Genomic DNA, 12,508 nt, shown 5'->3' with positions numbered 1-12,508 from the left:
CCGGTGCCATCGGGTCGCGTGTGCTCCGCGGCCCCGGCTGTTCGGATGGTCAGACATGCTCGGGCGGGCGGCTCGGTTCGGATACCGGTCGAGGATCCGCCGCATCGGTTCGGGACGATTCCCCGGCCGGGCGTCGGCCGAGTCGGCGGCGGGCCCGGCCGTAACGGTTGACCCGTTGCCGCACGCCGGGATCTATCCCCTTGTCGGCCGGGTCGGGCTGTCCGTGGAACCGTCGCCACAACCGGCGTCCGGCCAGCAGAAGCAGCAGTACCGCCGCGCATGCGGTGATGATCGCCAGTGTCTGACCGTAGGCATTGGAACGCACCGACACCGAGGTGGCATTGCCGAGCGCGATCCCGTCCGGGGTGGTGAGCGAGATCGGGATCACCAGTTTCCGGCTATCGCTGACCTGGGTCGGGATCTGGAACGAGCGGGTGCCTCGCGGCGGCAACTGCTGTTCCCCGATATCGGTGATCTTCGTTGCCGTGGGCGCATCGATCCGGAACCGGATACGCACCGGGACCGGCAGATTGTTGCGCGCCACCAGCAGCAGTGGGCTCTGTTCGGAGGCCAGGGTGTAGGCCCCGCCCGGGGGAAGTACCGTCACCGATCGATAGATCTCGTCCAATGCGTGGGTGACCTGGTCGATTCGCCGTTGGGCGAAGACCTCGGCCTGGGTGGTTTCTCGGCCGCGCCGGTCGGACAGGGTCAGCGCGCGCAGCAGGTCGTCGCGCAGGGGGCCCATGAACATCCGGGGGGTCAGCTCGGCCTGGGGCACCTCCACCATGGCCCGCAGCAGCTGGGTGATGCGACCGGACTGGTCGTGCACGGGATCCACCAGATGGCGGGGGACGGCGTCGTAGGCGGCCTGGTCCAGATAGGTGAGCCGATGGGGCCTCGGATCGGGCTGCTGGGCGAGCAGGTCGGTGAATTTGCGCGGTGTTGCCAGTCCGTGCTGGAACAACAGCTTCACCTGGCCCAGCAGTGCGGTCGCCTCTTCCAGATTGGCGCCCCACTGTTGGGGTGGCATCAGCAGTTGGGATCGGGGTGCCCGGGGATTCAGCGCCGCCCAGGAGAGCGCTCCGAGAGCGTCCTGCAGGCGGGCGACACGGGAGTCGTTGGTCACCTCGTAGCGGGCCGGGTCGGGGGTGTACGAGGGAGTCGGGGGATTGGAGCCCACCGCCGCCAGCGCGGTCGCGGACCAGATGTCGAAGGTCGCCACCCGCAGCGCGGGATCGGTGGCGGGTTCGGAAGGGCCGGTCGGGCTTCGGTCCTCAGCGGCGGGGTCGGCGGCCGGTGGTGTGGTTTCCGCGGCATTCGACGCGGTGATATCGGGAAGTCGCACCAGATCGGGCGCGGCACCGGTCTCGTTCGGCGCGTCCACGGGTGCGGTCGCATTGCCCGCCAGCACCGCTGTGGTGAAATCGTGTTCCCGCAGCATACGGGCGGCGTTGTCGTCGATACTGCCCGCATCGGGCACACTCACCCCGCGCACCGATGTGGTGCCCAGGATCGAATCGACCACCTCGGCGGGCGCGTCGAGTGCGCGCGCGGTGATGGCGGGATCGTGCACCGCGGCCAGTGCCGTCGGATCAACCTGGGCGAACGGCAGGGCGACCGTACACATCGAGGAGGCGAGGGTGCGCAGTCGAGCCAACCACGTCTGGGCGGGTTCGGCGCCGCTACCCTCCCGGGTGGCCCCGTCCGGGTCGGACGGACTGGCCAGCACCCGGTAACCGCCGGTCATGGCCTGCACGGTGAGCAGTAGATCCGGGTCGATCGCGAGACACACCGCCGAGGCCGCACCTCGGTCGCGCTCGTTTTCCGAGCCGAGCGTGGTCTCCAGGGCGGTGAGGAGCTGATCGAGCCGACCGCCCTTGGCGAGCGCGGCGCCCAATTCGTCGTCGGTCAGCTCCACCTCGGCGGGTATCGTTCCCGGCACCCCGGCCACCAGCCGCGGTCGGTCGGCCAGGGGCCACAGCAGGGTGGTGGCCACCGGCGCGGCCGCGGGGGGAGGCACCGGCGCCGTTCCCTCGGCAGGGGGCAACCCCAGGACGGGCAGCAGGAACCGGGCATCGTCCAGCCGCGCCTGACCGCCGTAGTCCGGCACCCCGTTGACGTTCAGCAGCAGCGGATAGACACCCGTCTCGGAGATCTGTAGCGATGGCTCCCCGGTGGAACGCAGCGGAACGCTGAGCGTGAACTGCTGCCGCTGACCGGGGCTCAATTGTTCGGCTATGTCCTGAAACGGCGTGGCGATCTCGTAGTTGACCTCCTCGAGCCGCAACGCGGTGCGCAACTCGCTCGGGTCGGTCACCGCATGAGCCCGTTGCAGTCGAATGCTCACATCGTCGACCATTCGGTCACCGATATTGGTGACGGTTCCCGATACGGTCAGCACCGGGTCGCTGACCGTGCTCACCGCGGTCGGTGTCACCGAGTCCACCGACAATTTCAAGAACTTCGGCGCGGTAGAGGTGTCGCCGGACCCGATCTGTTGGGCCCGCGCAGGGGATCCGATCAGCGCGGGCACTGCTGCCGTCGGGCCGAGGACGATCAGGAGCACGAGGATGATCCGACTCAGTCCACGCGTCATCTCTTGCCGGTCTCCATCCGGTCGATCAGGCGGTTCGCCACCTCGGCCAGCCGTCGTTCGTCGGCGTAGGCGAGTCTGCTGTCCAGTTCACTCAGCGGCACCCAGGCGACCTGGGTGACCTCCACGTCCGCGTCGGACAGCTCACCGCCGACCGATCGCAACAGGAAATGATGCACCGTCTTGTGTACCCGCCGACCGTCGGTAACGAACCAATAGTCAATACTGCCCAGCTCGGCGACCACCACTCCGCGGATTCCGGTCTCCTCGGCAACCTCTCGGATCGCCGTCTGCTCCGACGTCTCCCCCTCCTCGATATGCCCCTTGGGCAGCGACCAGAGTAGTCGACCCCGTCGGTCGGTGCGGCCGATGAGCGCGGCGACGCGCTGTTCGGGGGGCCCGTCCAGGCCGTCGACGACCAGTCCCCCCGCCGAGGTTTCCCGGACCGTGCGCAGGCGTGGTTTCGCCGCGCTACCGGCCGAACCGCGGCGTCGGGGTTGGCGACGTCGATTGTTCGCGCGATCGGCCGGAGACACTACGTAATACTAGAACCAAATCTCCCGCATTCACGCCGTGGGTTGCGCCGGACGCGGGACCGGTGCGGAATATGGCTTGCCCGGTCTCGGTAATGTCTTCCTCCGTGGTATCGACCGAGTCCTCCGACGCTGTGCCGGATCGGCGCACCCGTTTGCTCGCGGCGGCCGCGATTACGCTGGGTCGGCTTTCCGATGTGCTGACCCCGCTGGGCGAGATATTCGCCGCGCGCGGGTTCCAGCTGTATCTGGTCGGCGGCAGTGTGCGCGACGCCATCCTGGGCAGACTCGGCACCGATCTCGATTTCACCACCGACGCCCGCCCCGAGCAGGTGCAGGAGCTGATGCGCGGCTGGGCCGATCACCTGTGGGACACCGGTGGGTTGGCCTTCGGCACGGTCAGCGCCGCCAAGGCCGATCAGCAGCTGGAGATCACCACCTTCCGCAGTGACACCTACGACCGGGTGTCGCGGAACCCGGAGGTCACCTTTGGTGACACTCTCGAGGGTGACCTGATCCGGCGTGATTTCACCGTCAACGCCATGGCGGTGCGGATCGGGGCCGACGGTGCGCTGGAGTTCGTCGATCCGCTGGGCGGGATGGACGATCTGCTGGCCGGTGTGCTGGACACCCCGGCCGCGCCCGAGGACTCGTTCCACGACGATCCGCTGCGCATGCTGCGCGCGGCCCGGTTCGTCTCGCAGCTCGGTTTCGATCTGCATCCGCGGGTCCGCGCCGCGATCCACGAGATGGCCGGGGAGATCGATCGGATCACCCCGGAGCGGGTGCGTACCGAACTGGACAAATTGATCGCCGGAGCGCACCCCATCGACGGTATCGACATCATGTGCGAGACCGGCCTCGCCCAGCGGGTGCTGCCCGAGGTGCCCGCGATGAAACTCGAAATCGATGAGCACCACCAGCACAAGGACGTCTACTGGCATTCGTTGACGGTCCTGGAGCAGGCCATCGACCAGGAGGAGGGCGATCCGGATCTGGTGCTGCGCTGGGCCGCGCTGCTGCACGACATCGGAAAACCGGACACCAAACGCAATGAGCCCGGCGGCGGAGTGAGCTTCCACCACCACGAGGTGGTGGGCGCGAAAATGGTGCGCAAACGGATGCGGGCACTGAAGTATCCGAAACAGTTCACCGAGGACGTCGCGAAACTGGTGTTCCTGCACCTGCGTTTCCACGGGTACGGCAAGGGACAGTGGACCGATTCGGCGGTGCGCCGGTATGTCACCGACGCGGGTGATCTGTTGCCGCGGCTGCACAAACTGGTGCGGGCCGACTGCACCACCCGCAACAAACGTCGGGCCGCCGCGCTACGCCGCACCTACTCCGAACTGGAGGAGCGGATTGCGCGACTACAGCAGCAGGAGGACCTGGACCGGGTCCGACCCGATCTGGACGGTAACGCCATCATGGAGCTGCTCGGCCTGCCACCCGGACCGGAGGTGGGTAAGGCGTGGCGTTACCTCAAGGAACTGCGCTTGGACCGTGGCCCGCTCACCCGGGAGGAAGCGGAGAAGGCGCTGCTCGAATGGTGGCAGGCGCAGCAGCACTGACCTGGGTCAGAACACGATCAGGGTGGTGCCCGCGACAATCGCGGAACGAATCTGAGCCAGGTCGAACGATCCGCTGATATCCGGCACCTCGATCTCGAACCGGATCCGTTCGTCGTCTCGCGCGGCGCGCCGGACGATACCGCCGCGCGGTAGATCGGGCAGCATGGTCGGTTCGACCGCACGCATCCGAGCGGGCAGCGGCAGCCCCCACCATGTGGCCCGGCGCACGTCCAGATGCAGCATATTGTCGGTGATCGACGCGTCCAGCAGCGCCTTGACCCGACGCCGGCGGTGCCCGGCGTGGATGAGCCCGTCCGGGGAGAGCGTGAGCAGCCAATCACCCTCGCGGGTGCCGAGCCATTCCACGAGCGCCGCGGTGGTGGCCGTACCGGTGATCTCTACCCGATTGATCCGGATCTTGGTCGGTACGCCGGGGACCAGCCGCACCCCGTGGCAGACGAGGGTGAGCTCCTCGATGGGGTGGTCGTCCCAGCGCAGCCCGGTGAGTGCCGCATCGATGTGGAAATGCGCTCCACGCCGGCGGACCTTCAGCATGGTCAGGGTTCCGGTGAGCTCGTGGCCGAGCAGGGTGGCGCTGATCTGCCGACCGTGGAATCTGCTCAGAATCCCCTCGCTGAGCACGGTCAGCAGCACATCCGGCATCAGTGCGGTTACGGTACCGGCGCCCAGATCGGCCACCGGGTCCAGCCAGGCCATGGTGTGACTGAGCCACTGTTCCGGCCAGGTAGGCCGGAACAGGCGTTTTCCCAGGTCGAGAGGATTCGGTATAGGACTCGACCCCGGATCGGAATACGTGGCCATGTCGTTTCGAGCGTACTGGCCGGTCACCGGGTAGACCATCCGACGCGGGTGCGATGTCCGCTACCCGGCCGCGGTCGGTGCGGGTCGATTCCGGTCCGGGGCGGGTCGGATCACACCGACCGATCGGCGGTCGTATCGGCCCGGCCGTAACCGCCGCCACCCGGGGTCTCGATGATCAGGACATCACCGGCCGCCAGGTGGGCCGTATCCACACCGGCCAGTTCGACCACGGTGCCATCCGATCGTTCGACCCGATTCCTACCCAATGCCCCCGGCGCTCCGCCCGACATCCCATAGGGCGGGATCCTGCGGTGCCCGGACAGGGTGGAGACGGTCACCGGCTCGGTGAAGCGTAGGCGGCGTAGCGCACCGTCCCCGCCCCGCCACCGACCTTCGCCACCACTGCCGGTGCGGATCGAGAACTCCTCCACCAGCACCGGAAGCCGCCACTCCAACACCTCGGGGTCGGTGAGGCGGGAATTGGTCATATGAGTCTGCACCACGGACGCACCGGAGAACCCGTCCCCGGCGCCCGACCCCGAACCGATGGTCTCGTAGTACTGGAATCGGTCGTTACCGAAGGTGACATTGTTCATCGTGCCCGAGCCCTCGGCCTGGACGCCGAGCGCCGCGTACAGCGCGCCGGTAATGGCCTGTGAGGTCTCCACATTGCCCGCGACCACGGCCGCGGGCGGCTCGGGTGCGAGCATGGACCCCTTCGGCACGATGATCCGCAATGGTCGCAGGCATCCGTCGTTGAGTGGGATGTCCTCGGTCACCAGGGTGCGGAACACATACAGCACGGCCGCGTTGACCACCGCGTACGGTGCGTTGAAATTCCCCGGAAGTTGTGCCGATGTGCCGGTGAAATCAATGGTTGCCCTGCGGTTGTCGGAGTCCACGGTGATCCGCACGCGAATCACCGCGCCCAGGTCGGTTTCGTAGGTGGCCTCCCCGTCGCCGAGCGAATCGATGACCCGCCGCACCGCCTCCTCGGCATTGTCCTGAACATGGCGCATATACGCTTGCACGACATCGAGCCCGAAATGCTCGATCATCTTGCCGACCTCGTCGACTCCTTTGGCATTGGCCGCGACCTGCGCACGGAGATCGGCGAGATTGGTGGCCGGATTGCGGGAGGGGTGGGTCGCCTCGGTGAGCAGTCGGTAGGTTTCTTCTTCACGGAACCGGCCGCCCTCGACGAGTAGCCAGTTGTCGAAGACCACCCCTTCTTCTTCGATTCGCCGGCTGTTCGCGGGCATGGATCCGGGGGTGATCCCACCGATCTCCGCGTGGTGCCCGCGGGAGGCGACATAGAAAAGTATCCGGGTGCCCGCTCGGTCGAAAACCGGTGTGATCACCGTGATATCGGGCAGGTGGGTGCCGCCGTGATAGGGATCGTTGACCGCGTAGGCGTCACCCGGACGCATGCTTTCCCGCCGCCGGATCACCTCTTTGACGCTGGTACTCATGGAGCCGAGGTGCACCGGGATATGCGGGGCATTGGCGACGAGATTGCCCTCGGGGTCGAACAGTGCGCACGAGAAGTCCAGCCGCTCTTTGATATTGACCGACTGCGCGGTTGCCTCCAAGCGCGCGCCCATTTGTTCGGCGATCGACATGAACAGGTTGTTGAACACCTCGAGCAGCACCGGATCCACCGCGGTGTCCACCTGGGGGGCCGCTGTCGCCGCCACTCGTTCCAGTATCAGATGTCCGATCTCGTGGACCCTGGCCTGCCATCCCTCGTCGACCACGGTTGTCGCGTTCGCTTCGGTGATGATGGCGGGTCCGGATACGGTGGTTCCGGATGTGAGGCCTTCGCGCCGGTACAGGGGTACCTCGTGCCACGAGCCTCCGGTGTGCAGTCGTACGGTGACCGGCTCGGTCGAATCCACCGAACCGGTCACCAGACCGGATAGTTCCGGTTGCGGGGTCAAACCGGTGGCCTCCACCGACAGCGCTTCGATCACGATCGGTCGGTCGAGGACGAACGAGAAGGTGGCCCGGTGCCGTTCGACGAAATCCGCTGTCATCCGGGCCGGTTCGGTCAGCTCCACCGGGAGCGCGGTATCGGTGCCGTCGTAACGCAGATGCGCTCGGTGCACCACGCGAATCCGGTGGTCGGGAATGTTTTCGGCGGTCAGTTCGGCCCGTGCGGCGGATTCCAGCCCCGCGGCGATATCGGCGACCCGGGCCATGGCATCGTCGGCAAGCACCAGCTCGACGGACTGCTCTCGCATGGCGGTGGTGTCGGCGAGCCCGATACCGAGCGCTGACAACACCCCCGCCGCGGGTGGCACCAGCACGGTGCGAATACCCAGGGAGTCGGCCACCGCGCAGGCCACCTGGCCGCCCGCCCCACCGAAGGTGGTCAGCGCGTACCCGGTGACATCGCGTCCTTTCTGCACCGAGATCCGTTTGATGGCCGCCGCGATATTGGCCACCGCAATGTGCAGATATCCCTCGGCGACCTGCTCGGGTGTGCGATCGTCGCCGGTGTGGGCGCGGATCTCGGCGGCGAGTTCGGTGAACCGCCGGTGCACCAGGGCGCCGTCGAGCGGCTGGTCGCCGTCCGGTCCGAAAACCTTGGGAAAGTACTCCGGTTGGATTCGGCCGAGCATCACATTGGCGTCGGTGATCGTCAACGGCCCGCCGCCGCGATAACCGGCCGGTCCCGGCACGGCGCCCGCAGAGTCCGGGCCGACGCGGTACCGGCTGCCGTCGAAGTGCAGGATGGAACCCCCGCCCGCCGCGACGGTATCGATATCGAGCATCGGCGCGCGCAATCGCACTCCGGCGATCCGAGTGGTGAACACCCGATCGTATTCGCCCGCGAAATGCGAGACATCGGTTGAGGTTCCACCCATATCGAAACCGATCACCCGGTCGAATCCCACGAGTCGTGACATTCGGACCATCCCGACGATGCCACCCGCCGGACCGGACAGGATCGCATCCTTACCGCGGAAGTGATGCGCCTCGGTGAGCCCTCCGTTGGACTGCATGAACATCAACCGCACCCCGGTGAGCCGGTCGGCCACCTGCCGCACATAGCGGCGCAGTACCGGTGAGAGATACGCGTCCACCACGGTGGTGTCTCCGCGCGGGACCAGCTTCATCAGCGGACTGACCTCGCCGGCCAGCGAGATCTGGGTGAACCCGATATCTTCGGCCAAGCGACCGATCCGCTGTTCGTGCTCCGGATAGAGGTGGCTGTGCATGCACACCACGGCGATCGAGCGGATACCGCTGTCGTATACCGATCGCAACTCGGCGGCGAGCGAATCCAGATCCGGCGGAGTGAGTACGGTGCCGTCCGCCGCGACCCGCTCGTCGACCTCGACCACCCGCTCGTACAGCAGTTCCGGCAGGACGATCTCGCGGGCGAAGATCTGCGGCCGGTTCTGGTAGGCGATGCGCAGGGCATCGCGGAAACCGCGGGTCACCACCAGCGCGGTGCGTTCCCCGGTGCGTTCGAGCAGCGCATTGGTGGCGACGGTGGTGCCCATGCGGACGGTGTCGATACGCGGACGCTCGGACCGGAGGTCGTCATCGGACTCCGCGGCCAGGATCTCGTCGATCCCGGCGATTGCCGAGTCGGCGTACCGGGCCGGATTCTCCGACAGCAATTTGTGCGTGACCAGGGTGCCGTCCGGGCGGCGGGCCACCACATCGGTGAAGGTACCGCCTCGGTCGATCCAGAACTGCCAGCCGGTTTCGGTGCTGTCCACGGTGTCGGCGGTCGACGATTCGATCACAGTGTGCACCATACTTCGGGATCGACCGGTGTGTTCGCGCCGAGGACGCTGCCCCGGGCGGACGCGCTCACCGGACGGGTTTCAATCGCGCGTGCATCAAATACACGTTGTAGCTGTCCCAGGACGAGAGGGTGAAGTACAGGTCTTCGGCGGTGGACCACGGATGAATGAAGCCACCGTACGACTTGGGATAGTCGTCGGTGGAGACGAGTGGCACGGCATCGGTCCAATTGCCCTGGGGTTCGGCCGCGGTGCGTAGCACGATCGCACCCCGCGCCGAATCCAGATACACCATCTGCCATCGGTCGGTCTCGGCGTCGAAGCGCACCGAGAGCTCACTGGCGATACCGGGCACCAATGGTGTGGCCAGGTTCTCCGCCGCAGGCGCCCAGGTTCCGCCGACCCAATACTGATAGGCCGATTTGTTCAGCACCTCGTCCTCGGGGACCCGGGCCAGACCGATCACCCCGATCCGTCCGTTGGGCGTGCCGAACATATAGACGTAGTCGCCGTGGGGCACCATGGCCGCCACCTGGAACCGACCCAGTCCGAACAGGTTCTCCCATTTGGCGTGCTGGTCTTTGACCCAGGTGCTGCCGTTGTCGTCGGAGTAGGCGATACCGCCGTAGTTGGTCCACCACAGACCGGGGATACGACTCCAGCGGTTGACCGACATATAGCTCAGATACTGTCGGCCATCGAGGGCGAAACCGGAGGTCGGGATGGTGGTGGTCTCCCAGTTCTTGATCTTGCGACTGCCCAGCAGTTCGGCGGCGTGGCAGCGGCTGTCCTGCACCATGGTGTCCAGCCGCATCCCGTCGGACAGGTCGCGGTCGGTGCTGTAGCCGAGCACATTGGACCGCCAGTCCTCGTCCTCGCCGCCGGCGCCACCGACTCCCCAGCCCTTGCCGAAGGTGTCGCCGAAGACCACCGCGATCTCCCCCGGCCGGGTCTCCCACATCAGACCCAGGTCGGTCCCGTCGACCTGCCAGCGCATATCGGTCCGATTCTCCGAGCCGTGTCCGGTCACCTGTTCGACCAGCCGCACCGATTCCACCTGTGGCGCGATCACCGGTGGGGCGAGCGGACCCGGTTCGGCCGGGTGGACCACCTGCGGCGGTGCGGGTCGTGGTTGCTCACCCGGTCCACCGGGCACCGGGATGGGAATGGGTTCGATCTCCGGTTTGAAATTCAGCCGGGGTAGTTTGATCGGCTCGCCGGAGCCGGTACCGCTGCCGGATGCCGAACCGGTAGCGGGGCGGGATCGGGTTTCGGTGGGGGGTTCGTCCTTCGGTTCCGGCGCTTTCGGTTTCTCGCTGTCGCGAATATCCGGGCAGGGATTTCGGCATGGGTCGCTCGGCAGCGGCTCGGGCACGATCCGGGTGTTGTCCTGTGGTGGGTCCGGAACCGGGACCGGGGTGAGCTGCGGTATCGGCACCGGAATATCGATCTGCGGCGGCAGCTGGGGGAGCGGTGGCGAAGGTGGTGCCGACGGATCCGGCTGCCGGGCGAGAGGATCGAAACCGACCTCCCCGCAACTGTTCACCGGAGGCGGCGCCCATGGATGCGGGGCGGCATGGGCCGGGACGGGCACGATGAGGGGGCCCGCGAAAACCGCGCCCGCCAAGGCGAGCGCCGATCGCGTGAGCGTGGGGCGTGCGGGTGACCGACCGCCCCGCGCGAAAGGGGAACGTGATGTCGATATCGGTGGTGAGGACGAGAATCGGGTGATCATCGGCGCGTGGCGGCGTCGGCGATGCGTAACTGTCCCAGTTATGGCCCTCGACCCCCTGTCGATTCCGGATACCGGCAAGAAACCTACCGGATTCATTAGCGCGCGGTCGGTTTTACATGCGTTCGCACCGCGCGTCCCGAACGGGCTCCGCGAGTCGGCGTCCGGATCGCCTCACAGGTCCTTGCGCTGTGTGCGGTCGGTGTCGTGGATACGCGGAGTGCGCCTGCCGTTCACCGCTATGGCGGTGATCCCGGCGAGATAACAGAACGCCCCGGCCGCGACCACCTCCATTGATCGTCCATCGGCCGGGATCACCAGTGCCGTCACCGCGACGGCCAGTACGAACGCGATATTGAACACCGTGTCCTGGAGGGCGAAGACCTCGCCGCGCCGGGTGTCCGGGATATCGATCTGCAAGGTAGCGTCACCGGCGAGTTTGATCGTCTGGCCGGCCAGCCCGAACAGGAATGCGGCGGCGAGCAGAAACTGGTGGGCGCGTGCGGCGGTATGCGCGGAGTCGGCCAGGGCGGTGGGGGTCACCAGGCACATCTGCACGACGGTCGCGATGATCAACCCCGTGACCACGGTGCGGGGTCGGCCCAGACGCGGGATGAGCAAGGGGGCGATCAGTGCCGCCACCAGCATGCCCGCGGCTGTCGCGGTGATGGCGACGCCGAAACCGACCAACCCGCTGTCCAATGCCGAGGTGCTCGCGGGGGCTTCTCGCAGCACCAGCACCATGATCAGGGTATTGGCGCCGAACACGATGCGATGTGCTCCGATTCCGAGCATGGCCGTGGTCACCGCCACCGAACCCCATACCGTCGCCGCCCCGATACGCAATCCGGATGCGATGGCGCGCACGGCGCCGCGCGCGTCCGTGCGTTCGGAGTCCGGACCGAGCACGTGGGGAGCGAATCCGGCTGCCAGCAGTACGCCCGCCACGGACCCGGTCGCGCTGAGGGCCACCGCGACCGCCGAGGCGGTATCGCCTGCACCGAGGACGCCGATCACGGCAACGGCGAGCGCCGCGCCCGCCGCGGCGCATGCCGAGCCGGCGGTGGCCAGTACGGAATTGGCCGGGACCAGCCATTGCCGGTCCAGGACCCGGGGTAACGCGGCCGAGACCCCGGCCGCGACGAATCGACCGATCCCCACCACGGCCAATGCGAGCAGCAGTAGCGGCGTCTCGTCGATACCCGTCGACAGTCCCGCACACACCGCCGCGATCAATACCGCCCGCAGCAGATTCGCCAGCAGTAGTACCAACCGCCGGTCCCACCGGTCCAGTAGCGCGCCCGCATAGGGTCCGATCAGCGAATACGGCAGCAGCAGCACCGCGAAACCCGCGGCTATGGCAACGGGGTCGGTTTCCCGCTCGGGATTGAACAGAATCGCTCCGGACAAGGCCGCCTGGAACGCTCCGTCCCCGAACTGACCGGTGAATCGCACCAGGGTGAGGCGCAGGACGCCGGGAGCGCGCAGCGCCGTAC

The 12,508-nt window shown here is 67.1% G+C and carries 7 protein-coding genes; 1 reads left to right on the top strand and 6 read right to left on the bottom strand.

Going from position 1 to position 12,508, the window contains the following annotated elements; genetic code table 11:
* Positions 1–49: 49 nt before the first annotated feature.
* Together ON32_RS00035 and ON32_RS00030 are read right to left on the bottom strand one after the other, a co-directional pair.
* Positions 50–2,596 carry a DUF6049 family protein gene (locus ON32_RS00035; RefSeq protein ID WP_051132695.1) on the bottom strand — a complete coding sequence of 849 codons (2,547 nt, stop codon included), beginning with the start codon at positions 2,594–2,596 and terminating at the stop codon, positions 50–52.
* Positions 2,593–3,129: an NUDIX hydrolase gene (locus ON32_RS00030; RefSeq protein WP_040787696.1), complete on the bottom strand. Its 537-nt coding sequence runs from the start codon at positions 3,127–3,129 to the stop codon at positions 2,593–2,595. Before ON32_RS00030 ends, ON32_RS00035 begins: the two co-directional genes overlap by 4 nt.
* A gap of 92 nt (positions 3,130–3,221) precedes the next feature.
* Between ON32_RS00030 and ON32_RS00025 the strand changes: the two genes are divergently transcribed.
* On the top strand, positions 3,222–4,697 hold the full coding sequence (locus ON32_RS00025; RefSeq protein ID WP_040787694.1) for a CCA tRNA nucleotidyltransferase: 1,476 nt from the start codon (positions 3,222–3,224) through the stop codon (positions 4,695–4,697).
* Positions 4,698–4,703: 6 nt separating this feature from the next.
* Here the strand turns inward: ON32_RS00025 and ON32_RS00020 are convergent, their stop codons facing one another.
* The 4 genes from ON32_RS00020 to ON32_RS00005 form a co-directional block, all read right to left on the bottom strand.
* The gene (locus ON32_RS00020; RefSeq protein WP_040787881.1) at positions 4,704–5,519 is read right to left on the bottom strand and encodes a hypothetical protein; all 816 of its coding nucleotides are present in this window, start codon (positions 5,517–5,519) and stop codon (positions 4,704–4,706) included.
* Between the two features lie 110 nt (positions 5,520–5,629).
* The gene (locus tag ON32_RS00015; RefSeq protein WP_040787879.1) at positions 5,630–9,253 is read right to left on the bottom strand and encodes a hydantoinase B/oxoprolinase family protein; all 3,624 of its coding nucleotides are present in this window, start codon (positions 9,251–9,253) and stop codon (positions 5,630–5,632) included.
* Positions 9,254–9,347: 94 nt separating this feature from the next.
* Entirely contained in the window at positions 9,348–11,015 is a 1,668-nt protein-coding gene (locus ON32_RS00010; protein ID WP_083873797.1) for a glycoside hydrolase family 183 protein, read from the bottom strand.
* 171 nt (positions 11,016–11,186) lie between these two features.
* Positions 11,187–12,508, bottom strand: a 1,322-nt coding sequence (locus tag ON32_RS00005; protein WP_051132693.1) for an MFS transporter, incomplete at its 5' end; no start/stop codon positions are given.

This window comes from Nocardia paucivorans NBRC 100373 (genome assembly GCF_000308675.1).
GTDB lineage: Bacteria > Actinomycetota > Actinomycetes > Mycobacteriales > Mycobacteriaceae > Nocardia > Nocardia paucivorans.
Note: the sequence above shows the minus strand (reverse complement) of the source record. Positions and strands in the feature narration are given on the sequence as shown.